We start from the raw sequence: 25142 nt of genomic DNA on the forward strand, positions 1-25142 counted from the left end.
GCGTTTAAAAATTATTAGTATATGAAGGGAATCATGGTTTGCATGACTGTTGGTTTATTTACCGGTATTTTGCAGGCACAGCAGCAACCGTTAAATATCATTCCGCAGCCGGCATCTGTTCAGTTAAAAAAAGGGTCTGTAAAGCTGGAGCAAAACGCCACTGTTTATATGGATCGCAACGTACAGATTGATACCGGTTACTGGAACGCAGTCCTTACAGAGATTGGTTTTCGGCCGCAGTGGGCAGGCACACCACAAAAAGCCCGGATCCGTTTTGCACTCAATACAGGGACCAATGATCCTAAAGATGAATCCTATAAGCTGGAACTGCGCCCTGGCAGCGATCAAAGCCCGGCGGTTAGCGCACAGGCGAATGGCAGCAAAGGGTTGTTATATGCATTGCAAACCCTGCGGCAACTGGGGCTGGGGTCCCAGACCGATGGGGTATCCTTCCCTGCCTGTGTAATTGCCGATAAGCCGGCATTTTCCTGGAGGGCCTATATGCTGGATGAAAGCCGCAACTTCCATGGCAAGGAAATGGTAAAACGGCTGCTGGATGAAATGGCCCGGTTAAAGCTCAATACCTTTCATTGGCATTTGGTGGATGATCCTGCCTGGCGGATAGAGATTAAGAAATATCCCCTGCTTACCCGCATCGGATCAAGAGGAAACTATGGGCACATGGTGCATTTTCAAAATTCCGAAAGCCGCCTGGATAGCCTGTTCCTGGATCCTCCTGCTCAGTTCTATTTTCAAAAAGATATAAAAGAGATCATCGCCTATGCCCATGCAAGAGGTATTGCGGTGATCCCTGAAATTGAAGTACCGGCCCACGCCTCTGCTTCAATTTTTGCGTATCCCTGGCTGGGCGCCAGCAGCAAGCAAACCGGTAAGCCGGTGCAGAGTGATTTGTACGATGTTACGGATCCTAAAGTAGAACAATTCCTGCATGATGTATTGGATGAAGTCATCGCACTTTTTCCGGATGGGATCGTTCATATAGGAGGTGATGAGGCCGATTACGGACACTGGAAAAATTCAAAGCCTGTCAATGATTTTATGAAGGCGCATTCCCTGCCTACGTATTCCGACCTGCAGGTATGGGCCATCAACCGGATGTCGCAGTACATTGCTTCAAAAGGATACCGTATGATCGGGTGGAACGAGATCACCGGGGATAATATCCGGGGGGAAGCACATGTACAGGCCGGCCAGTCGGAGCGGCTTGCAAAAGGCACGATTGTCCAGTTCTGGGATGGGAATGTACGGCTGGTAAATAAGGCCATTGCCCAGGGATATGATGTGGTAAACTCCGACCGGCATTATACCTACCTGGATTATTCCTATGAAACCACACCGCTTGAAAAAGCGTATATGTTTAATCCCATACCCGAAGGGGTAATGGGCGCGGATCAGAAAAAAATACTGGGGATCGGCTGCCAGATGTGGGGCGAGTCTACCCCAACCAGCGAGCGGATCTATTACCAGACCTTTCCGCGCATTGCCGCTTCTGCAGAAGTTGGCTGGATCCCGTCTGGTACAAAAAAATCCTATGCGGATTTCCGGAAAAGACTGGCTCCTCTTGAAAAGATATGGACAGAGAAGGGATATATCCAGTATCAAAAAGGAAAATACTAATGCTGCGGGCAAGAAGGTTGTGGCTGCTTGTGTGTCTTGTTTGCTGGTACTCTGCAAGAGGCCAGGTACCTGCCGGTGCTACGGTGGTACTGTACAACCAGGTATTTGATACCACGGGTCGTTACCCGGAGCTGGTATTACCGGATGCCAGGTATACGCCCAGCGGTATACAAATGCGTGTAAGAGGACAACTGGCCCGGCTGAATAAATATTACTCCCTCGCAGAGCGTCTGGTGCGTTATCGTGTTCGTTTTTCAGCAGACGCAAAAGGTGTTTTTCAAAGTGACCAGGGCGATTTTAAAGCCTTTGTAGATATGAGCCGGAAAACGATCAGTATTCAAACCAACCCGGTAATCCAAAAGAAAGCCGCGTTCCTTGATCCGCAGCACGATTACCTGGTGGAAGTGCACCGGAGTTATCAGACTGTAATGCTTCGCCTGATTGATCTGCATACGGGCAGCGCCGATAGTATTTCCGCAACAACGGACGGTACCGGAGGTGTGCGGGCCGGCGCTGTGGGCCGGGGTTTCTTTGCGGGGCTTCAGCACGACTATTACTGTTTTGGGTTAGCAGCGGGATCGGGGATGTATATACAACAGATGACCGTGCTTTCAAAAGCATGTAACCTGCTGCTACTAATATATGGCGATTCCATAACGGAGCCGGAGGGTTATTTTCCCCGTGCTGATTTTGCGGAGTCGTGGACGCAGCTCATCCGGAAGCAAGCCCATGGCAGGGTAATAACCAGCGGCCGCGGGGGAACCACCATTAACGAGTTGCTCAACCGGATCAAAAATGAGCTGCCCTTTATAAAGGCCAAATATGTAATGATAACGATTGGTACCAACGGGGGCAATACGGAACAAAATCTCAGTGCCCTGGTGGAATATATACAATCACAGGGATCCATTCCTGTCCTCAATAACATTCCTGCCAATGAAAGCGGCAGCCAGGTACCGGTGAACGCGCTTATTGAAAAAATACGTCAGAAATATAAGATCAAAGGCGCAAGGTTCGACAGGGCTACTTCGCTAAACTTTGATGGCATTGCTGTAGATAAAACCACTATGTGGCACGAGGATTATGATTTTGGCCAGATCTATCATCACCCGAACATAAAAGGCTCGCGGCTGATGTTTCTGCAAACGTTAACGGATATCCCTGAAATTTATGAATAACGCAGGATGGTGGTTGGGGCTTTGCGGGCTGCTGATGTCCTTACTGTCTACGGCCCGGAAAAATACAGCGCCTGCATACCATGTGCAGCAGGTGGCCAACGGCAAGGTGTATATTATTACACAAAACGATGCCCATTACACATTTGACTCAGCCCGGTATGCGGTTTTTATCCCCGACAGCGTAACCAGCCTGCAGGGGGTTTTTGTACATCAGCATGGTTGTACTATGGAAGGGCGGGGAATAGCTACCGCCTTTGATCTGCAATACCAGGCGTTTGCAAAAAAATGGAACCTGGCAATTGTAGGCCCCGACCTCTATTCCGCCAAAGGGAACTGCCATGATTGGCGAAATCCCGGGTCCGGATCAGGCCCGGCGCTTATTAAAACACTTGCCGGCATCGGGAAGATCTCCGGGCATAAAGAACTGGCGGAGCTTCCCTGGCTGTTATGGGGCCATTCCGGCGGCGGTTACTGGGCCCTGTCCATGCTAAGGGAATATCCCGAAAGAATATTGGCGGTATTTGGATACTCACCGGCATTTGAGCCGGGAGCCTATCCGTCTGCGGCATTAGAGGTACCGGTAATGATGCGGCATGCGGGCCCGGCGGGAGATGCCTGCTGCTGGCAAACATCCATAAGGGAGTTTGGTAAACTGCGTTCCGGGGGTGGGTATGCCAGTATTGCCTATACCCCCTACCAGAGCCATAATTACAGTTATGTCCGGTATATGGCCATCCCCTTTTATGAGGCAGTGCTGCGGCAAAGGCTTCCATCCAAGCCGGGAGCAGGGTACGCTGCCATGAGGCCCGTAGACCGGTGCAAAGCGTGGCTGGGTGATACCGTACGCTACAATATATACCCGGAACGGGATTTCCCGGGTAATAAGCGGAACGCGGCCTGGTTCCCCGATTCAGCAACGGCTGCCCGTTGGCGCGAATACGTGATCACGGGTACTGTTGCAGACCATACGCCCCCGCCTGCCCCCTACCATGTCCGGATAACAGATCCGCAGCGTCCGGAGGCAACACTTACCTGGAAAGCAGATGCGGATATAGAATCCGGTATCAGTCACTTCAATATTTATAAAAATGATCAGCTGATCGGACGTTTTCCGGCAACCGGTACCTATCAGAATTTTGATACCAATGGAGATGACGCTTACCCGCGTGAACTGCCCTTGCCAGAGATCAGGCTCCCGCATTTAAAAGATTCTCCCGGAAAGATCTCTGTAAGTACCGTAAACCTTTTTGGATTAGAATCGGCGAGAACTGCAATGCCCTAAAGAACGAAGCTGCAACTGTTGATGCTCAAAGTTACAAGCCCTGTTCCCAACCGATCAGACAAGCGTATTTTCAAAAGAGCGGCATGGCCTTTAAGGGTATCATGCAATTGCTTTGCGATACCCCTGGTTGAGTTTTTCTTGCAGGTTCAGTACAGAGCAGGACAAGAAAAATAATTCACTTCTTTAATTTCATACCCGATACACGAAGAACGATTTTAATGAGGATATGATTGCCGTGTTTGCGATGTGAAAAAGCAACTACTCTTTTCATAGTGCTTGCTGTTACGTAACAATAGAACAGTTTCAACGAATTTGTCTTGTTCCACGGGGCCATGCTATGCGTATCCGTGACAGGAAAGAAATAAATAAAAAACAATCAACAGATGAAAATAAAAAACCTGCTGCGTTTTTCAACGATGAAACGACTTGTTTTTAGCCTTATGCTTAGTTGTACGCTGGCCGGCATGGCCGGTGCGCAAACGCAGGATACGATTAAGGTATTTGGCAAAGTAATGAATGCCGATGGCGCTGCAATAGCAAATGCTACCGTAAGTATTAAGGGCACTTCAAGGGGCATGGCAACGGACCAGAACGGGAATTTCTTTATTGCCGCTTCTTCCGGCAGAGACTCGATAGAAGTGTCGGCTGTGGATTATAAACCCAAAACCGTACTGGCGCGTGCGGGAAAGGAGCTTATCGTAGTGCTGGAGGCAGACGAAGATGTGCGGGGGCTTGACCAGGTAGTGGTGCAGGTAGGGTTTGAAGCACGCAGAAAAGAACAGGTTGTAGGCGCGGTAACATCTGTTAACCCCGAAGAGCTACGCATACCCTCCAGCAACCTTACCACGGCGCTGGCAGGAAGAGTGGCGGGTGTTATCGGTTATCAACGCTCCGGGGAGCCGGGTCGCGATAATGCCGAGTTCTTTGTAAGAGGCGTAACCACTTTTGGTTATAAGAACAGCCCGTTGATCCTGATTGACGGCATTGAATCCAGCAGCACCGACCTGGCACGGCTGACGGTAGATGATATTGCTGCGTTTTCCATTTTAAAAGATGCTACGTCCACCGCCGTTTATGGCGCAAGGGGCGCCAATGGTGTCATGCTGATAAATACAAAAAAAGGAAAAGTGGGGAGTGCAAAAATTGCCCTCCGGGTAGATCAGGCTTTTTCCATGCCCACGAAAGATGTGGAGTTTGCCGACCCCGTCACCTATATGAAAATGGCCAACGAAGCAGTACTTACAAGAGACCGGCTGGGCACCATTCTTTATTCGGATGATAAAATTAACCGGACGGGGCAGCCGGGGGCCAACCCCTATCTTTACCCGGTAAACGACTGGAGGTCCATCCTGTTTAAAAACTATACCAGCAACCAGCGCTATGCTCTTAATGTAAGCGGCGGCGGCGGCGTAGCCCGTTATTTTGTTTCCGGGGCTTTAAACCAGGACAACGGTGTGTTGAAAGTGGACCCGGTAAATAATTTTAACAGTAATATTAACCTGAAGAGCTATTCACTCCGCTCCAATATCGATATTGACCTTACCAAAACCACTATGCTCACGGTAAGGTTGTATGGCAACTTCGATGATTACCGCGGGCCCATCTATACGGGAGAAGAAATGTATGGTATGGTAATGCGCTCCAACCCGGTTCAGTTTCCCGCTACCTTTCCAAAAGATTCGGCGCATGCGTATGTAAAGCATATCCTGTTTGGTAATAATGTTACGCGTAGTGACCGTGGTTCCCTGTACCTGAACCCTTATGCGGAAATGGTACGCGGCTACCGCGACTGGAACCGATCCAAAATGATGGCGCAGCTGGAAGTAACCCAAAACCTGGGGCAGTGGATAAAGGGGCTCAACTTCAGGGGAATGCTTAATGTGGAGCGCTATGCATATAACAGTGTAACCCGGTTCTATAACCCGTTTTATTATGAGGTATCCAATTACGACCCTGTTACCCAAAACTATGCGTATAACGTTATCAACTCTTCTGCCAATCCGCAGCCGGTGGGCCCTATAGGAACGGAGTATTTGAATTTTAGTGGCGGCGGTGGAGATGTAAATGCCAATTTTTATGCCCAGGGGGTATTGAATTACGATAACCGGATCCATGAAAAACATTCTATCAGCGGTATGTTGGTAGGCATTGTGCAGCAGCGGCTTAATTCCGGAGCCCAAACGCTGTTAAACTCGCTACCCTTAAGAAATACCGGGCTTTCCGGGAGGTTTACCTACGGGTACGACAGCCGGTATCATGCGGAGTTTAATTTCGGGTACAATGGCTCCGAACGGTTTTACAGGGACAAACGTTTTGGATTTTTTCCCTCAGGGGGCGTTGCCTGGACCATCCATAACGAACCCTTTTTTGAAAAACTGAGAACGATGATCAGTACGCTCAAGCTTCGTTATACCTATGGTATTATCGGTAATGATGCCATCGGATCTCCCGAGGACCGTTTCTTCTATTTATCGGAAGTAAAGATGGATGACGGGACAAGGGGCGCTACCTTTGGACGCGATCTTTCCGGCGCCAGCAAGTATTTGCCCGGCGTTTCAATTGGCCGGTATGCCAATGAAGATATTACCTGGGAAAAAGCCTACCTGCAAAACCTGGGGCTGGAGTTTGGGCTGTTTAATGCCATTACGCTCAACGTAGACTTTTTTAAGCAGCACCGTACTAATATTTTAATGACGCGGGCGTTTATCCCCACTACCATGGGGCTGTCTGCGCCCATCCGCGCTAATGTAGGAGAAGCCACTTCGCAGGGCATTGATGCATCGCTTACGGTAAGCAAAACCTTCGACAACGGGCTTTTTTTATCGGCGATGGGCAATTTTACCTATGCCACCAATAAGTACCTGGTAAATGAAGAGCCGCAGTATAAGGAGCCCTGGCGCTCCAGGGTTGGGCAAAATATTAACCAGCCCTATGGGTATATTGCAGAACGTCTTTTTGTAGATGATGAAGACGCGCTTAACTCCCCCGCTCAAAATTTTGGCCGCCCGGTGCTGGGAGGCGATATCAAGTTTCTTGATGTAAACCGTGATGGGCGCATTACCGAGGCAGACCAGTTGCCCATTGGTTATCCTACGGTACCGGAAATTGTTTATGGTTTTGGGCCCTCCGCTTCATATAAGAATTTTGATCTTTCCCTCTTCTTCCAGGGCATGGCCAATGAATCGTTCTGGATCGATTATAACAAGATTACCCCCTTTGTAGATGACCGGCAGGTACTTAAAGTGATTGCTGATGATTTTTGGAGCGAGCAAAACCAGAATATTTATGCACTTTGGCCCCGTCTAAGCAATTTTGCCCATCCCAATAACAAACAGCCAAGTACCTGGTTTATGAGAAACGGCGCCTTCCTGCGCCTCAAAACCGTGGAGCTGGGGTATACCCTGCCGCAAAAGCTGACCAATAAAATACGATCCTCCGGTATCCGGGTCTACTTTAGTGGCAACAACCTGCTTACGTTTAGCAAATTCAAACTATGGGATGTGGAAATGGGCGGCAATGGCCTCGCCTATCCCATTCAAAAAGTATACAACCTGGGTGTTCACTTCAATTTTAATTAAACGGATCCTAAAATGCATATAATGAAAAATATTGCTGTTGGCGTTTTTATAGTGGTCGTATGTTGTTTTTCTTCCTGTAAGAGATACCTCGATATTGTTCCCGATAATGTAGCAACGCTCGATAATGCCTTTGCCATGCGCGGAGAGGCAGAAAAATACCTGTTTACCTGCTACTCCTATATGCCGGCGGATGCCGAATTCAACGGTGGTCCGGCCTTGTTTGGGGGAGATGAAATATGGGAGCTTCCCGATATCAATGAAACCAGCATTTACCGGCGTCTTGCAGAAGGAGATCAGAATGTGAACAACCCTATCGGCGGCGATTACTGGTCAAAAATGTATCGCGCCATCCGCGACTGTAATATCTTCCTCGAAAATATCGGCGGCGTACCGGATATGGAGTCTGCGGAAAAAAGACAGTGGATTGCCGAAGTAAAGGTATTGAAAGCCTATTACCATTTTCTGCTCCTGCGCATGTATGGCCCCATTCCGGTTATAAAAACCAACCTGCCGGTTTCCGCCGGTGTTAGCGAGGTAAAAGTGACCCGCCAGCCGGTAGATTCCTGCTTCAGCTATATGGAACAGCTGCTGGATGAAGCGAAGGACAATTTGCCAATAACGATTGTGGATCCGCAGTATTATGGGAAAATAACGCGCCCTGTTGCCTACAGCCTCAAGGCAAAATTGCTCACTTTTGCCGCCAGCCCGCTCTTCAACGGCAATACCGATGAGGCCAGCCTCAAAAACCCCGATGGAACCCAGCTGTTCAATACGGAGTATTCCGAAACCAAGTGGCAACGGGCTGCGGATGCCTGCCGCGAGGCCATTACCCTTTGCGAAACCGCCGGCATAGCATTGTATAAGCACCCCAATGTAAAAGCGGCATTTGTGATCAGCGATACCACTCAAACCGAACTGAGCCTGCGAATGGCCTTCTCAGAAAAATGGAATTCAGAGATCATCTGGGCTAATACGCAAAGCTGGATCAACCGGATGCAGATCCTTGCATCGCCGGATTGGGACCCCAGCCCCCAGGCAAGGGTATGGATGGATAACCGGTATAACGCCCCACTAAAAATAGCGGAACAGTTTTATACCAACAACGGGTTGCCCATAAACGAAGATAAAACCTGGAACTACGCAGAACGGTATGCCACCCAGCTCGTTACCCCCGGTTACCGCCGGTATCTGAGGAGCGGTTTTACAACGGCGCAGCTCAATTTTAACAGGGAGCCCCGGTTTTACGCTTATCTGGGTTTTGACGGCGGTACCTGGTATGGCCAGGGTAAATTTAATGATGCGGACCCTGGTACGCTTTACTGGCTCCGGTTTAAATTAGGCGATCCCATCGGGAAAGCCTCTTCCTTCCAGGGGCCGGTTACCGGTTACCCCATAAAAAAATGGATCCATCCGGATAATGTAAGAAGTCCCTCCAGCTACACCACCATCCGGTATCCCTGGCCGCTGATGCGCCTGGCCGATCTGTATCTCCTGTACAGCGAATGTCTTAACGAGGTGAAGGGGCCCGATCCCGAAGTGTTTTTATACCTCGATAAAGTACGGGAGCGGGCCGGTATCCCAGGGGTATTGGCCGCCTGGTCCAACTTTTCTACAAACCCGGCAAAAGTGACCACCAAAAACGGCGTAAGGGAAATCATTCAGCGGGAACGGTTAAATGAACTGGCTTTTGAAGCCCAGCGCTTCTGGGACCTGCGCCGCTGGAAGCTGGCCCTCACAGAAATGAACAAAACAATTACCGGCTGGAACGTTTATGGCTCTAATACCGAATCGTATTACCGGCCTACCAATATTTTTCAGCAACGCTTTGGTATCAAGGATTATTTCTGGCCCATATCAGAAAGCGATCTCAATGTAAACACGAACCTGGTACAAAATATTGGATGGTAGCAACCGCCACCCTATAACATTTAAAATTTTTATAAATGATGGAACGAAAATATCAGCTGCTGGTTTTGGCGCTTCTTTCGCTGGTGATTTTTAACTGCTCCCGGAATGAGGAATATGTAAACTATACAGACGCCAGCCTCCCGGCGCCGGCACAGGTGCAGGATGTAAAAGTTATTCCGCAAAGCGGGGGGGCTTATATCGTTTACAAAATTCCAAAAGACCCCAACCTCCGGTATGTAAAAGCCGTATACGAAACCGCACCCGGTTCGGAATGGGAAGTAAAATCCTCGTATTATACAGACACCCTAAAGGTCGAAGGCTTTGGCGACACGCGGGAATATGATGTAAAGCTGTATAGTGTAGGTAAGAATGAAAAGGAGTCCGGGCCGCTGGTGGTAAAGGTGAAACCACTGATGCCTGCCATTCAATCAGTGTATGAAACACTGAGTATTGCAGGAACTTTTGGCGGCATCAATGTAAAACTGCAGAACCCCGAACGGGCCAACCTGGCGGTGGTGATCCTGCAGGATACCCTGCGCAATGGTAATTACAGCGAGCTGACCACTTATTATACCGCCGCCGACCGGGTCAATTTTTCTGTAAGAGGAATGGATACAACCGAAAGAAAGTTCGCTGTATTGCTGAGAGACCGCTGGAATAATAAAACAGTACAAAAGGATGCTATTATAAAGCCCTGGTTTGAAAAGCTGATCGATAAAGGCCCATGGAAGGCCATGGAGCTGCCGGGGGATAATTACGATTATGTAGAAAACTACCCCCTGCGCAAAATATTTGACGGAGGTTTTGGCTATTGCTGCCTCTTTGCCACCAGGAGCTACCAGCTGCCGCAGACCTTTACCCTCGACCTGGGCCGCCCGGTGGCCATCAGCCGCATGCGAACCTGGCTGCACCCGGAGGGAGCCTACCAGGGATCGCACCCAAAAAACTTTGAAATATGGGGCGCCAACAGCGTAAATCCTGATGGAGACTATGTGGATCTCGAAAACAAGATCTACCGGAGCAACTGGGTAAAATTAGGAACGTTTAGCTCCTTTAAACCATCGGGAGACGGACCTGTAACCGCGGAGGACCGGGACTATGCCCTCAACAGGGGCGAAGAGTTTGAATTTGAGGCCGGGATCCCCACGGTAAGGTATATCCGCTTTAAAACCTTAAATACCTGGGGCATTTCCAGCGGACAAACACAGATTGTTATACAAGAGCTCACCCTTTGGGGCCAGGACGCACAATAATCACTACAATGTAAAATTAACTTGAACAACATGAAAATTAACATACACCCCTTGATTGCAGTACTGGCGGCAATGACCATTACCGGCTGTAAGAAAATGGATGATACATATAAAAAATACGTGGTGCCCCAGGGCATCACCTATGTGGAGCGCGCCAAAGGGGTAAAAACCTACTCGGGGCTTAACCGTATTAAGTTTGGCTGGTTGGCGCCGGTAGACCCCACGGTTTCAAAAGCCCGCATCTACTGGAATAATTTTGCAGACTCTGCGGAGTTCCGGATACCCGGCAACACGGATACCGTTTCCTATTTTTTGGATGTGCCGGAAGGCCTCTATTCTTTTATCATCAAAACATTTGATGATGCAGGCAACCAGTCAGTTCCTGTAGAAGTGCAGGGCCGGTCCATCGGCGCTACCTTCCAGTCCAACATGTTTAGCCGCCCATTGAGCCAGACTTTTGTGGATAATGCAGACGGGCAGCTGCGGCTGTCCTGGGGCGGCGCAGACACGTATAATGGCAGCATTGGTCAGCAACTCACCTATACAGATGCAGCGGGTAGCCAGAAGAAGATATTTTTGAATGCAAGCGAAAACACCACGATACTAACGGACTATAAACAGGGAACGGATATTGCTTATACTACCTGGTACCTGGCTGATACTACTTCCGTAGATACGCTCAAAACCGCTGCGGTTGTTGTTCCCGGCAATACGGTAAGATACCGGCTCGATAAATCCAAATTTAAAGAAGTAAAGCTTGCCGGCGATGCCAACATGGCCTGGGGCTGGGTGATGCCAAATATGTGGGATGGCAAAACCAATGCGGAGCCGGGCTTTCACACAGCGGACGCACCTTTTCCCCAGCATATAACCTTTGATTTGGGCGTATCCGGTTTTTCCCTTTATTCATTCAGAACATGGCAGCGCCAGGGGTACCAGTACAAGATAGGGAATATGAAGCGGTTTTCGCTTTGGGGAAGCAATACCCTGGCCCCGGAATTGAGCAGCTGGACAAAACTTGGCGACTTTACTTCCGGTATACATGTAATGAGCGAAGGAGAGTTGTTCCTGATTCCGCCGGGGGCTGCGGCATACCGGTATATCCGGATACAGGTACAGGAAGCCTGGGATGGAAAAACAGTTGGCGCATTTCATATTATGGAAATTGATTTAATGGCGAATGTGAACACAAACGGATGATCTGCTTTAGAAACTGTATGAATGGCGGTTTTTTTGAAATGGTTGTGTGCCGGCCCCTTTTTTAAGGTTCTGATTAAATACCACCGGAGAGTGGTAAATTGTATGCCATGAAGGGCAAATGGTGATCCGCTTGCACGAGACATGCACTATGCGCTTCAAAAAAATTCACCGGATGTTAAAAGTTAAAGACCTTCACCTGTTCATTGCTGCAATTTGTTTTTTATGGGCGCCGCTGGCTGCGGCTCAAAAAACAGCAATTATCAATGCAGCAGATCTACACTTTTTAAAAAACCTTACTCAGGCGGTATTAGACAGTTCCCGTATTCATCCCGGCCAGCCCCTGCCACCTCCTTTTGGGGTGAACAGAACCGGGGGCACATTGATCCGGCCCGGGGGACGGACGACTTACCCGGCTTTTTGGATCCGGGATTATGCCATGAGCCTGGAAACCGGTTTTGTAACAGCAGAAGAGCAAAAGGGTATGCTGCTGCTTACGGCCGCCACACAATGCAACCAAACGCAGATCACCAGGGGGGGAGGTATGATTCCTTACGGGGCCATCGCCGATCATATCCTGATGGATAGCGGTCTGCCGGTTTATTTTCCGGGTACCTACGCTGTTGAAGAGCAGGGTACCCGGGCTTTTGGATGGTTTCCGCCGTACTGTGATCAGTTTTATTTTATAAAGATGGCCCGTCATTATATGTACACTACCGGCGACCGCGCCATTTTGAATAAGGTTATTAACGGCACTGCATTGTCTGACAGGCTGGAAATTGCTTTCCGGGTGCCACCGGCCCATCCCGGCAATCATATTGTGCATTCTATAGAAAACTATCGTGCCGTTGATTTCGGATTCAGAGATGCGATCCATATCACCGGCGATTTACTATATCCTTCATTATTGAAGTATGAAGCGGCGCTGGATCTTTCAGAGATCTTTAGAAAAAAAAACAACTCGTCAAAAGCGGCCCGGTACAAGGCGATTGCCGACAGCCTGAAGGCCGCCATTCCTGTGATTTTTACGGATGCCGGCGGTATGCTGCGCGCATCTACCGGAAAGAGCGCGCAAAAAGATGTTTGGGGCACGGCACTGGCCATCTATTTAAAAATACTTTCCGGCAAAGCCGCAGAAAAGGCGGCAGCCGTCCTTTCCGATGCCTATGCTGCGGGCACCCTGGCGTATAAGGGCGCTATACGGCATATTATTATCACGGATGATTTTGATTCTGCAACCGCCTGGGAAGGCGCTTTGCCGGAGGTTCGGTTAAACCAGTATCAAAATGGCGCCTACTGGCATACGCCGGTGGGTTGGGTAGCGAGTGCCATCTGGCTTATAGATAAACAAAACGCACAAAAGCTGGTAAAGGAGTATATAGCTCAATTGAGGGATACCGACTTTCGGAAAGGCAGCCGGTTTGCCGGCCCCCTGGAATGTTTTCATCCGCCATCATACACCCGCGGTCCGGTATACCTGACGTCCGTATCCTGCCCCTATATTGTTTTAAAAAGAATCACGAGTAAACGTTGATGCAAAAAAAATCCGGCGCACATTCCGGTTTAATGCCGCAATCCTATCAAAGCCTTTCAATGGTAAAAGAGGATGTTGGTTAGGAATACTGCCTGCTGAACCAGTTGCTGCATTTTCCTATAAAGACGGGCGTAAAGTAAGCAGGAAGGGCACTTTTTGCTTTTCCGTGGTTCCCGAAAGGATCGCCTGTGCGGTCATTACCCCCATTTCATGGAAGTTGGAAGAGATCGTTGTGATCCCGTTTAAGATCACTCTTTTGAACGGGGTTTCGTTATAGGAAATGATGCCTACCTGTGTGCCTATTTTTAACGAGGTGGGCTGAATTTTTTCGATAAGGGTCACCAGGTCCTCCTCAATCATATTGATGTATACTTCCCCCTGCTTGATAGGCTCATTTTCGATATTGTGAATGATCCTGTACGAAAAAGCGTTGTCCTGGCAAAAATGGGTAAAGCCTTTTTTTATTTCCTGTGGATAGTAGCTGTTATCCGGAAAGATCAGCTTAATGGTATGGTATTTTTCAAGATGTTCAAGAGCTTCATGCAGTGCCTGGTAAATATCATTTTGATAGTCGATATAAATAGAGCCGTATGCACCAGTTACCCCCTGCACCAGCTTATCCAGCAGGATCAGTTTATCTTTTGGAATGGTATCGATGATCTCGGAAGCCCGCTCGCCTCCATCGATAAAATGCGGAATGATCACATAGTGGGTGTAGTGATCCTTACTGCCTGAGAGCAGCCGTTTGAACAAATGAAAATTGTTGTTATAAATATAAAAATCGATACCCGCCTTATCGCCCAGGGCATTTACCAGGGCATCGTACACCATTTTTTTAGGAGTGCTTAGTTTATTGAAAAGCAGGAATACCCGGAGCGGACGCTGAAATTCGGTATTCTCAATAAAGTATCCCTTTCTGGGAACCGCATTAATAATTCCCATGCGGCGTAGCTGTTTGTAACCGCGTTCTACTGTATCCCGTGCAATATCCAGCTCAATACTGAACTCATTGATAGAAGGCATACTGTCGCCTGCCGTTACGGTTCCTTTTTCAATTTCCTTGAGAATGGCATTAACGATCTGAAGATATTTAGGTGTGCTTGAATACGGATCTACCTGGATCAGATCCAGCAAACGTTGTTTTTTCATTAGAAAAATGTTGGCAATTCAAAAGACCAATATACTATTAAATGCGGAACAGGAAAAATACGGTGTATGGCCGCAGGACCATAGTATCATGCGTACCCTCATCGCTCTATGCACGATTGTTGAAAGTCGTGGCTGATAAAGAAGCCCATGAAGCCTTCAGCGTTGCCGATGTCCGGAACCATAGCGTAAATAGTTCAGGTCAATACAGGATAGCAATCCCTTTCAGCTTTTTTAAGTTTGTTGATACTTAAACGATTTAAAGCAATTATGGCGACCTTGCTGAATACAAAAACGATGCACCCCCGGGACCAGATCACTTTGGTGATGAGGCGGATCTACGACCGCGTGCTGACAACGACATCGGGAGGCAATTTATCGATCTGTGATGAAGAGGGCAATATCTGGATCACCCCGGCGGGCATGGATAAGGGATTGCTGAAACCCGCCGATATTGTTTGTGTGAAAAAAGACGGAACCATCGTTGGCGGTCATAAACCATCATCGGAATACCCGTTTCACCGGGCGATCTATAAAAAACGTCCGGATATAAAAGCCGTAATTCATGCACACCCACCTGGTATTGTTGCCTTCAGCATTGTGCGTAAAGTACCCGATACCCGGGTGCTTCCGCAGGTGCATGCCCTTTGCGGCACCGCAGGGTATGCTCCCTATGCATTACCGGGAACAGAAGAGCTGGGAGAAAATATAGCAGCTGAATTCAGCGAAGGCGTTTCGGTGGTCGTTATGGAAAATCACGGTACGGTGATTGGCGGGGCTGATATTTCGGAGGCCTACCAGCGGTTTGAGTTGATGGAGCTAACGGCAAGATCACTGCTCTACGGCAGCAGGATCGGGACCGCCCGGATTCTGGCGGAAAACACGATCGAAAAGCATTTAATGCGGTTCTGCAATGTATTGCCGGAGGAAGATACAACCCACTCCTACTCCGCCATCAACAGGGAAAAGCGAACCGAGCTGCATAAAATTATTACCCGGGCATGCAGACAGGGGCTTATGCTGGGCGCGTATGGATCCGTATCTGCAAGATGGGAGGGGAACGATTTTATCATTACGCCCGATCATATTTCCAAATGGGACCTTACCCCCGGGGATATGGTGCAGATCAGGAACGGGCAAAGGGAAAAAGGGAAAATACCGGATAAGGCAGTACAGCTGCACCATGCCATTTATGCGCATCACAAAGAGGTTAATGCCATCATTATGACGCAACCTGCTTACCTGACGGCTTTTGCCATAACGGGAGAAAATTTTAATGTACGTACGATTCCCGAAACCTGGATCTATCTCCAGGATGTGCAGATGAGCGAGCTCGGATGCCAGTTTTCGGAGCAGGGAACGCCGCAGCCGGTCATATCGGAAGACTCACCGGTAATGATCATTAAGAACGAATGCGTGGTGGTTACCGGCAATAAGCTGTTACAGGCGTTTGATTATCTTGAGGTGGCAGAATTCAGTGCGAAATCATTAATATTGTCTGCCTCACTGGGGGCGATGATCCCGATAGCGGATCATGAGATTGAAGCGCTGGGTAAAGTGATGAGCCGTTGGAAAAACTACGAATGGAAAATATAGTATGCAGCAATAATGCAGTTAATCACCTTATAGAAGAAGATTGCCATGAGTAATAAATATGCCATTATACTGGGAAACTTAGGAAATACGCGGGATCGTTTTTGCCAGGGATATAAGCAAAATCCCAGTTCAGAAACAATGTTAAAACAGGCGCTGGAGCGGATACCGCAGATCCAGGGAATCGAACTGGTAGGTACCTGGGATATCCGGCCCGATAATGTGGCCGATATGAAAAAAAGACTGGATGATGCCGGTGTGGCCTGTGCCAGTATTATCCCGGATACTTTTGGGAATTCCTTGTTTGGAAGAGGCAGCCTCACCAGCACGGATGCAAAAGTGCGGCAGGCGGCCCTGGACTATTTGCGCCAGATGAGCGAAGTAGCATTGGCCATGAATTGCGGGATCGTGAATTTGTGGCTGGGCCAGGACGGATACGATTATTTGCTGGCCACAGATTATGATCAGGAGCGCAACTGGCTAACGGAGGGCACAAGAGCGGTTGCCAGCGAATTTCCAACACTAAAGTATGCGCTGGAATACAAGCCCAAAGAACCCCGCAACTTCTCCTATCATGCGCGGATGGCAGATACGATTCTGGCGGCAAAAGAAACCGGTTGTCCGAATGTAGGCATTACCATTGATACAGGGCACAGCTTTTATGCAGGTGAAAACGTGGCGGAAGCCGTGGTATTGGCAAAACGCGCCGGAAACCTGTTGTATCACATGCATTTTAATGATAACCACGGCAGCTGGGATGATGACATGATCGTAAGTAGTGTACACTTTACCACTTATGTGGAGTTGTTGTTCTGGCTTCGGAAAACCGGCTACGGGGGATGGATCTCGATGGATCAGTATCCCTACCGGGAAGATGCTGTAGACGCCATTTCCGAAAGCATCTGGTGGGTAAAGAAGTATGAGCAGATTGTAGATGAATACTACGATGAGATCGATTTGCTCATAAAAGAAAATGATGCCGTTAAAACTTCCAGGTTTTTAAGAAAGCTGATCCGCTAAAAAAGCGGGCCTTATTTAAACAGACGGAGTATGCCAACAAGATTGCCTGTCATAGCTGTTTTTGATATTGGGAAGACCAATAAGAAATTGTTGGTTTTTGATGTGCATTACAATGTAGTTAAGGAAGAGCAGATCCGTTTTGAAGAAATAGCGGATGACGACGGGTTTCCCTGCGAAGACCTGAACAGGCTGGCTGCCTGGGTGCTGGAGCAGTTCCGGCAATTAAAAAAGGCGCCGGAATTTCAACTAAGGGCGGTCAATTTTTCAACCTATGGAGCATCGGTCGTATGCCTTGATAAACGGGGAAAGGTGGCCGGAAATCTTTATAATTACCTGAAGCCCTACCCCGCGGAAGTACAAAAAATATTTGAAGAAGAACGGGGCAATGCCGCTTTGTTTTCTCAGGAGACCAGTACTCCTTTAATGGGGCATCTGAATGCGGGCCTGCAATTGTATTGGATAAAAAAGAAAAAACCGGACCTGTTTGATCAGACAGCGCATGTACTCCATTTACCACAGTACCTGTGCTTTTTACTTACCGGCAAAAAATTTGCTGAGATGACAAGCGTAGGCTGTCATTCGGCAATGTGGAATTTTAAACAAATGCAGTATCATTCCTGGTTAAAGGAAGAACGGGTATTGCCAAAACTATCGATGGTTGTCCCGGGTAGTCATGTAGTACCAGTGATGAATGAATATACCGGTGAAACAGTAACTACAGGCATCGGGCTGCATGATAGTTCGGCAGCGGTGATCCCCTATCTGCTGTGTTTTAAAGAGCCCTTCGTTATTTTATCTACGGGCACCTGGAGCGTTAGTCTGAATCCTTTTAACACTACACTGCCGGCTGGCCGGGAGCTGGCCGGGGGGTGCCTGAGTTATCTTTCTTATCAGGGGTGCCCGGTAAAGACCTCTATGTTATTTGCCGGTAATGATCATGATACACAGGTGCTCCGGATTGCAGAACATTTTCATGTACCCGGCGATTTTTTCAAAAACGTTCCTTTGGATCCGGGGTATATCCGGAAAATAAGAATGCAAAACAGGGTGCAAGCTTTGCAAAAAGAGGATCGGGCATTCAGCCCCACTACACCCGGTGTTTTTCATTCCCGGGCACTGTCCGGGTTTTCTTCAGCGGGTGAAGCCTACCACCAGCTGGTGGCCGACATTATAGCCCGGCAGCAACAAACATCCCAAATGGTGCTGGATGGAAGTGATGTAAATAGGGTTTATGTAGATGGAGGGTTTTGCAGGAACGGGATCTATATGCAGCTGCTGGCAAATGCATTTCCGGGTAAAGAGGTATACGCGGCCTCTATGATACAGGGTACTGCATTGGGTGCCGCACTTGCCATTCATACACACTGGAACCGGGAAGCGGTTCCAGAAAACCTGGTGCGGCTACGGCGCTGGCCGCTGGAGCAGCCGCTGCCATGCAGCGCTACATCGCAGTTGTGATTTTTTTTGGCCGGGGTAGCAGCCTCATTGTTGTATAAAAGGAAGGATAGAGTTGCTGCCTGCCGGATCTGTTACCCTGGTTTTGCTGATGATGGCCGGTAATGAGTGACGGATGCCTGTAAATGGAAAGCGGTATAAAGCCCTCCGCTACCTGCGGAATAAGTACACAGAGCTGAAAGAAATAGAGATCATGGTCACCTATGCCAATAAGAAAAATAAGATTCCCCGTAACTGGTAAAAGCCGGGGCTTGTAAATAAAAACAAATTAAAACCCTGGCAGATGCCAGCTCTAAGTTATGCGTAAAATTCTATTGATCCTTATTGCTGAATGTTGTTGGTTCACCGGTTTGCAGGCGCAGGTGCTGGATCTAAAATGTGAGAACAGGACCGCCCCCATTGGAATTGATGCTCCCGAACCCTTGTTTACCTGGAAACTCCGTTCGGCAGCACCGGGTCTGTTACAGGAGGCGTTTGAAGTATGGGTATCGGACGATCAGCACAAATTGAGGGCCGGCGCCGGCAATATCTGGCAGTCGGGGAAAATAACCAGTGGTTATAACGGGATACGTCTGCCCGCTCAAAAACTAAAGCCGTTTAAAAAATATTATTGGAAAGTACGGTGCTATACCAATAAAGGAGCAGCATCGGATGCCACGGGTACTTTTGAAACGGCGATGCTGGCTCCCGGCCACTGGAAGGCCCGCTGGATCGCCGACCGGCCGGATGAGAACCGTGTGGATCAAAGGGCTATTAATGGGGCCATGCCGCTGTTTCGCAAACCGTTTGTGCTAAAAAAAGCGGTGCAGTCCGGAAGGCTTTACATCTCCGGGTTGGGATACTATGAAGTGGAGCTGAACGGGAAACGGGTTGGGAAAAATATGCTCGACCCGGGGTGGACGGATTACCGGAAACAAGTACTCTATACGACCTACGATGTTTCGGCACTGGTTAAAAAGGGCCGTAACGCCCTGGGGGTAATGCTGGGAAATGGCTGGTACGATCTGTCGCCGATGAATATGTGGTGCAACCCCGATCGTAACCTGAGAAAGCATTTATATATGGGAACTCCCTGTGTAAAAGCGCAGCTCCGGATCACCTATATCGATGGAAAAAGTGAGGATATTTATACAGACGGTTCCTGGACTACTTTTCCGGGGCCGGTACTGGATAATAATATTTACATCGGGGAGGTTTACAATGCAAATCTTGAACAGCCGGGTTGGTCGCTGCCCTCATTTAAGAGCAGCGATGCCAAACAGGCAATCGAAATAGCAGGCCCCCCGGGGGCAATGGTTGCCCAGGCCCAGCCACCCATACAGGTATACCGGTCCTTAAAGCCGCGCTCGGTACGCGAGGTAAGGCCCGGTGTATTTCTGGCGGACCTGGGACAAAACTTTGCAGGCAAACTCAAAATAAGGGTAAGAGGCAAAGAGGGTGATACCGTTTCCATCAGGTATGGTGAAGCGCTTTACCCGGATGGAAGCCTGAATGTAATGACCTCGGTAGCCGGTCAGATCAAAGGGGCGGGCTGTGCCGGGCCCGGGGCCCCCGACACGGCGTACCAGAAAGACGTGTATATCCTCAAGGGGCGGCAGGTAGAAGAATGGGCACCGGGCTTCACATTCCATGGTTTCCGTTATGCAGAAATTTCCGGCTGGCCCGGAACGCCCGGCCCCGGAGATCTTGAAGGGCTCTGTTTGAGCGCGGCCGTTGACAATGCGGGTGATTTTAACAGTTCGGATCCCATGCTGAACCAGCTCAATGAGAATATCCGGTGGACCTTCCGGAGCAATATGTTCAGCACCCAGTCCGATTGCCCGGCACGTGAGAAGTACGGGTATGGAGGCGATATGCTGTGTACCAGTGCCGCCTTTATGTATAATTTTGATATGCAGGAATTCTACAAAAAAATGTTGCGGGATTTCACAGATGCGCAACGGCCTTTGGGAGGCATCACAGAAACTGCGCCCGATGTGGGGATTGCTGATTTCTCGCTGGGAGATGGTTCGGGACCGGTTTCCTTCCAGGCGGGTTATACCTTCCTGGCAAATGAGTTGTTTTTGTTTTATGGAGACACCGGCATTATCCGGTCGCATTATCCTTATTTGAAAAAGCAGGCGGCATTCCTGGTATCGGTTTCCAAAGAGCACCTGCTGCACACCGATATCAGTGACCACGAATCGCTGGATGCAAAACCCGGGGCCTTTTCAGCATCCTGCTTTTATTTCTTTCACCTGGTGAGGATGGCCGGCTACGCCCAGCTGCTGGAGAAAGCGGAGGACCTGAACTATTTTACCAGGCTGGCGGCACAGGTAAAAAAAGCCATTCTTGAAAAATATTTTAATGCACAAACAGGACAGTTTGATAACGGAACCCAATCTGCACAGGTATACGGCCTGTGGTTTGGATTGCTGGATGACGCCCCCTCCGCCAAAGAAAAAGCACTGAACGGTTTGCGAAAGGCCATCCGCGAAAAGGATTTTCACTTATCAACCGGGATCTTCGGAACAAAAATGCTGCTGGATGTGCTGGATGCACAAAATGAAAATGCGCTTGCCTATAAAATAGTGACCCAACCCGACTATCCTGGCTGGATGTATATGATCCGCAACGGGGCTACCTCGCTTTGGGAAACCTGGAAATATTCCGATAACACTTACTCCCAGGATCACCCGATGTTCGGATCCGTAATGGCCTGGTTTTACAAAAGCCTTGCAGGCATCCGTCCTGCGGCCGCCGGATTCCGGAAGATCGTGATAAAGCCGTTTGTGAACAATGGACTTAGCCAGGTAAAATGCGACTACCGCTCTCCTCAGGGGTTGATCCGGTCCGGCTGGAAAAAAGAAGGAACACTGGTCCGGTTTCAAATCAGTGTTCCTGCCAATACGGAAGCGGAGATCTGGATCCCCGCAAAAGACCGTACCGCAGTCCGGTCGGGAAACCTAAGCCTGGATCAGGACCCTGCTGTCCGGTTCCTGAAGCAGTCTGAGGGATACCAGGTGCTTTCCGTACCTGCGGGCGATTATGTATTTACTGCGGCCTTATAAGCCGGCGCCGGCTCCTGTCGCTTATGGCACTGCCGGTATTCGTTATTGCGGGTATGAGCTCCTGTACAAAAGGCAACAGTTTTCAGGGGGAAGACCAGAGCCGTTTGTGTAGTATATTTATACCGCTGCGGTTTTGTTTTTCCGCATGCTTTTTCGGATGGTTTCGCGGTGCATTGCACCCCACGAGGAAAGCGCATCGAGCACATCGCCCAATGTTCCGGAATATTCCGTTAACTCATAGCTGACCACTATGGGGGTACCGGTAAACACCCGGCGGTGTACAAATCCATTCAGCTCAAGATCTTTCAATTCAGCGGCAAGCGCCTTGGCTGAAATCCCTTCTATGGATCGCTGCAGTTCGTTAAAGCGTTTGCTGCCGGTCTTTAAAGCCACAATGATCCGCAGTTTCCATTTTCCGCCAATGGCGTACAGCGCATCGCCAACGGCCATTAAATTAGCATTGCATGCTTCTGCAGAAAGGTGCATATCACTACTATTCAGTTTTGCCATAGCCGGATTGTTTTATATAGCAAAGGTACGCACTTACATATTGTATAGTGCTTACCTTTTGTTAAGTGCTTACCTTTTGTAAGTATGTTGAAATACCTTTGTGTTCTAAAACAAAAAATAAAGTTATGGCACACGCAAAATGGTTATCGGATCTTACACATAGTGAATTAGGTTTTAAGATCCGGCATTTAATGATCAGCAATGTAACGGGTTCTTTCCGGAACTTTCAGGTAGAAGTGGATACCCGCGGCGATGATTTTAGTAGCGCTCAGATAAAGCTTACAGCCCGCATGGACTCTGTATCAACCCATAACGAGCAGCGGGATGCCCATCTCCGCAATGCCGATTTCTTTGAAGTGGAAAAGTACCCGGAGCTGGAATTTGTGTCAACCGGAATTACGCGCAAAGATGTGGATACATTTGACCTGCGGGGCAACCTGACTCTGAAAGGCATTACCCGGCCGGTACAGCTGAGGGTAGAGCACAATGGTACCACAAAAGATCCCTGGGGCAATGAACGGGCGGGCTTTTTTGTTACCGGTAAAATCGAGCGCAGTCAGTGGGGCATCAATTTCAATTCCGTATTGGAAACGGGAGGCATTGCGCTGGGTGAGGAAGTGAAGATCCAGAGTGAGCTGGAGCTGGTAAAGCAGGCCGTGGCTGTTCCTGCATAAAAAGACCTGTTATGAAAACCGAAAGAAAGATTATAAGAACAGAAACCCCGGAGGCCCGTCCGGGGTTTCTGGGCGCCGGTCATATAGCCCGTCAGCTGGTAGGTGCAGATTTCGAAGCTTCCGACCCCTTTATTTTCCTGATGGATGATGTACTGGATAAGAAAGATACCACGCCCTCCGGTGGGGCACATCCCCATGCAGGCTTTGAAACTGTGTCGCTGCTCCTGGAGGGAGAGATCGGTGATGAGGCCCACAAAATGCACAGCGGGGATTTTCAGCTGATGACCACCGGCAGCGGCGTGGTGCATACGGAAACCATCGACAGGCCCATGCAGTTAAGATTGTTGCAGCTATGGCTGAACCTTCCCCGCAAATACAGGACCGCAACGCCCAGGGTTCAGGACCTGCCGCTGAAGCATGTACCGGTGCTGGATGAAAAAGGCGTACAGATCCGGTTGTACAGCGGCGCACTAAACGGATTAACCGCGCCGGTACACCATTATGTGCCCCTGATTGTTGCCGATGTTTCGCTGGAAGCGGGCGCCACTACTGTGCTGGATCTTCCGGCACAGTACAACACATTTTTGTATATACTGGAAGGCGGGGTTACGGCCGGTGCGGATGAACAACCGCTCAGAAAGGAACAGGTAGGATGGCTGGATCTGTTTGAAGAAGCCGGACCAAGCACCTTAAAGGTTGTTGCAAAGGAAGAAAAAGCCCGGCTGGTACTATATGCCGGACTGCCACAGCATGAAGAGATTGTGGTACATGGCCCCTTTATTGCAGACAGTGCGGATGCAATCCCCGAACTGTACCGGCAATACCGGGCCGGCCGGATGCCGCATATTGCTACGGTTCCGGCGGCACAACGGATTTTACTCTAAACAGCAGTGCTATACCTGGGTCTTTACCACATCTCTTAAGCCGTTGTAACGCTTCTCTGCCGGCTCGCGCTTTATAGGGCTTTTATCGTTTTTGGGCTTATCCCCGCCTGGCTGTGCCGGTTGGGTTATACCCTCAAATAAGGGATTGTTTCCTGATGTTCCGCTATGCTCATAAAGAGGATTGCGGGTTGTAGAATCGGTTTGTACTGTCCGCTGCTGTTGCCGGGAAACGGTTACGTTCATAGAAATACGGGAAGGCATCCCGGAGTTGGTAATAATGCGGGAGCTGTTTTCCTGCGCAAATCCGATTTGCGTTCCTGCAAGGATCAGGCAAAGTGTAAATATTGTTTTCATTGTTTTTAAATTTGTTGTTACCGGTATATCAACAGGCGTTCTAATTTGTTACCCTAAAGCACAGATTTACAAAAGCAAAAAATTTAGCAAAATATGCTAAATATATTAGCAAATGATTGTACCTTAGCGGTGGCTGCTGGCAGCCCGGTTATATGGCACAGGCGCTATTTCATACCACTCTTTTTCAACAATTGCAGGAAGAACTGCTGCTGTTGCAGGGTCTGCGGGCTCCCGTGGATGCGGAGCTGCAGGATATGGGATTGGGCATCATCAGCGAGTCGTTTCCGCACCGCGCGTTCCCGGTAAGCGCCGTACATGAGTTGATGAGTGGTTCCGCAGAGGATGCGGCCGCCACTACCGGGTTTATAGCAGGTCTGTTGGGTACGCTTATGCGCAGGGGTTCTTGTCTTTGGGTAAGCCGGCACCGGAATATTTTTCCCCCGGCTTTGAGCATTTTTGGCATGACACCGGACCAGGTCCTTTTTGTGGAGGCTCCGGATCCTAAAAAGGCGCTGTGGGCCATTGAAGAAGGGCTTAAATGTGCCAGTCTTGCTGCTGTGGTAGGAGAGGTTCAGGAACTGAGCTTCACGGCCTCACGCCGGTTACAGCTGGCGGTAGAAAAAAGCCATGTAACGGGCTTTATTCATCACCGTACCAACCAGGTTCGGGGTAACCTGGCCTGTGTATCCCGCTGGCGGATCCGGCCTGTAACCAGTGTGTCTCCCGGGGGGCTACCGGGGGTAGGTTTCCCAGGCTGGAATGTGGAATTGTGTAAGATTCGAAACGGCCGGCCAGGCAAATGGAATGTACAGTGGACGCCGCAGGGCTTTTCCGTGCTGCCGGAAAAAACCGTTGAACCGGCGGTTATCATCAAAAAGACAGGATAAC

General features: G+C 49.2%; 19 protein-coding genes. 16 read left to right on the plus strand and 3 right to left on the minus strand.

Annotated elements, in window-relative coordinates; translation table 11 throughout:
* Positions 1–21: 21 nt before the first annotated feature.
* From GGU45_RS15380 to GGU45_RS15415, 8 genes are all read left to right on the plus strand, one after another.
* A complete protein-coding gene (locus GGU45_RS15380; RefSeq protein WP_435226193.1) occupies positions 22–1638 on the plus strand; it encodes a beta-N-acetylhexosaminidase in 1617 nt (538 codons plus the stop codon).
* Complete coding sequence (locus GGU45_RS15385) at positions 1638–2816, plus strand: SGNH/GDSL hydrolase family protein (RefSeq protein ID WP_435226195.1); 1179 nt, start codon at positions 1638–1640, stop codon at positions 2814–2816. The genes GGU45_RS15380 and GGU45_RS15385 overlap by 1 nt, the downstream gene beginning before the upstream one ends.
* On the plus strand, positions 2809–4098 hold the full coding sequence (locus GGU45_RS15390; protein WP_435226197.1) for an alpha/beta hydrolase family protein: 1290 nt from the start codon (positions 2809–2811) through the stop codon (positions 4096–4098). The genes GGU45_RS15385 and GGU45_RS15390 overlap by 8 nt, the downstream gene beginning before the upstream one ends.
* Positions 4099–4481: 383 nt before the next feature.
* Positions 4482–7676, plus strand: a complete 3195-nt coding sequence (locus tag GGU45_RS15395; protein ID WP_435226199.1) for a SusC/RagA family TonB-linked outer membrane protein — start codon at positions 4482–4484, stop codon at positions 7674–7676.
* Positions 7677–7697: 21 nt separating this feature from the next.
* Complete coding sequence (locus tag GGU45_RS15400; protein WP_435226201.1) at positions 7698–9584, plus strand: RagB/SusD family nutrient uptake outer membrane protein; 1887 nt, start codon at positions 7698–7700, stop codon at positions 9582–9584.
* Between the two features lie 35 nt (positions 9585–9619).
* Positions 9620–10837 carry a DUF4959 domain-containing protein gene (locus GGU45_RS15405; RefSeq protein WP_435226203.1) on the plus strand — a complete coding sequence of 406 codons (1218 nt, stop codon included), beginning with the start codon at positions 9620–9622 and terminating at the stop codon, positions 10835–10837.
* A gap of 30 nt (positions 10838–10867) precedes the next feature.
* Positions 10868–12037 (plus strand): DUF4998 domain-containing protein, encoded by a 1170-nt coding sequence (locus GGU45_RS15410; protein ID WP_435226205.1) that lies wholly within the window; start codon positions 10868–10870, stop codon positions 12035–12037.
* 172 nt (positions 12038–12209) lie between these two features.
* A complete protein-coding gene (locus tag GGU45_RS15415) occupies positions 12210–13568 on the plus strand; it encodes a hypothetical protein (protein WP_435226206.1) in 1359 nt (452 codons plus the stop codon).
* A gap of 117 nt (positions 13569–13685) precedes the next feature.
* Here GGU45_RS15415 and GGU45_RS15420 read toward each other — a convergent pair whose 3' ends face one another.
* On the minus strand, positions 13686–14717 hold the full coding sequence (locus GGU45_RS15420) for a GntR family transcriptional regulator (RefSeq protein WP_435226208.1): 1032 nt from the start codon (positions 14715–14717) through the stop codon (positions 13686–13688).
* A gap of 267 nt (positions 14718–14984) precedes the next feature.
* On the opposite strand from GGU45_RS15420, the gene GGU45_RS15425 reads away from it, so the two are divergent.
* The 5 genes from GGU45_RS15425 to GGU45_RS15445 all read left to right on the plus strand — a co-directional run bounded on the left by GGU45_RS15425 (position 14985) and on the right by GGU45_RS15445 (position 21832).
* A complete protein-coding gene (locus tag GGU45_RS15425; protein ID WP_435226210.1) occupies positions 14985–16310 on the plus strand; it encodes a class II aldolase/adducin family protein in 1326 nt (441 codons plus the stop codon).
* A 45-nt stretch (positions 16311–16355) separates the two neighbouring features.
* On the plus strand, positions 16356–17327 hold the full coding sequence (locus GGU45_RS15430; protein ID WP_435226212.1) for a sugar phosphate isomerase/epimerase family protein: 972 nt from the start codon (positions 16356–16358) through the stop codon (positions 17325–17327).
* A 30-nt stretch (positions 17328–17357) separates the two neighbouring features.
* Complete coding sequence (locus GGU45_RS15435; protein WP_435226214.1) at positions 17358–18785, plus strand: FGGY-family carbohydrate kinase; 1428 nt, start codon at positions 17358–17360, stop codon at positions 18783–18785.
* 112 nt (positions 18786–18897) lie between these two features.
* Positions 18898–19023 carry a hypothetical protein gene (locus tag GGU45_RS15440; protein ID WP_435226215.1) on the plus strand — a complete coding sequence of 42 codons (126 nt, stop codon included), beginning with the start codon at positions 18898–18900 and terminating at the stop codon, positions 19021–19023.
* Between the two features lie 58 nt (positions 19024–19081).
* On the plus strand, positions 19082–21832 hold the full coding sequence (locus GGU45_RS15445) for a family 78 glycoside hydrolase catalytic domain (protein WP_435226216.1): 2751 nt from the start codon (positions 19082–19084) through the stop codon (positions 21830–21832).
* Positions 21833–21949: 117 nt separating this feature from the next.
* Here the strand turns inward: GGU45_RS15445 and GGU45_RS15450 are convergent, their stop codons facing one another.
* Positions 21950–22342: a winged helix-turn-helix transcriptional regulator gene (locus GGU45_RS15450; RefSeq protein ID WP_435226218.1), complete on the minus strand. Its 393-nt coding sequence runs from the start codon at positions 22340–22342 to the stop codon at positions 21950–21952.
* 125 nt (positions 22343–22467) lie between these two features.
* Here GGU45_RS15450 and GGU45_RS15455 point away from each other — a divergent pair, with 125 nt between their 5' ends.
* Entirely contained in the window at positions 22468–23016 is a 549-nt protein-coding gene (locus tag GGU45_RS15455) for a YceI family protein (RefSeq protein WP_435226220.1), read from the plus strand.
* 11 nt (positions 23017–23027) lie between these two features.
* Positions 23028–23900 carry a pirin family protein gene (locus tag GGU45_RS15460; RefSeq protein WP_435226221.1) on the plus strand — a complete coding sequence of 291 codons (873 nt, stop codon included), beginning with the start codon at positions 23028–23030 and terminating at the stop codon, positions 23898–23900.
* A gap of 9 nt (positions 23901–23909) precedes the next feature.
* On the opposite strand, the gene GGU45_RS15465 is transcribed toward GGU45_RS15460, so the two are convergent.
* Positions 23910–24254 carry a hypothetical protein gene (locus GGU45_RS15465; RefSeq protein ID WP_435226223.1) on the minus strand — a complete coding sequence of 115 codons (345 nt, stop codon included), beginning with the start codon at positions 24252–24254 and terminating at the stop codon, positions 23910–23912.
* Between the two features lie 116 nt (positions 24255–24370).
* Here GGU45_RS15465 and GGU45_RS15470 point away from each other — a divergent pair, with 116 nt between their 5' ends.
* The gene (locus tag GGU45_RS15470) at positions 24371–25141 is read left to right on the plus strand and encodes an ImuA family protein (protein WP_435226225.1); all 771 of its coding nucleotides are present in this window, start codon (positions 24371–24373) and stop codon (positions 25139–25141) included.
* The last annotated feature ends 1 nt before the right edge of the window (position 25142 follow it).

The organism is Niabella hirudinis (assembly GCF_051201075.1).
Taxonomy (GTDB): domain Bacteria; phylum Bacteroidota; class Bacteroidia; order Chitinophagales; family Chitinophagaceae; genus Niabella; species Niabella hirudinis.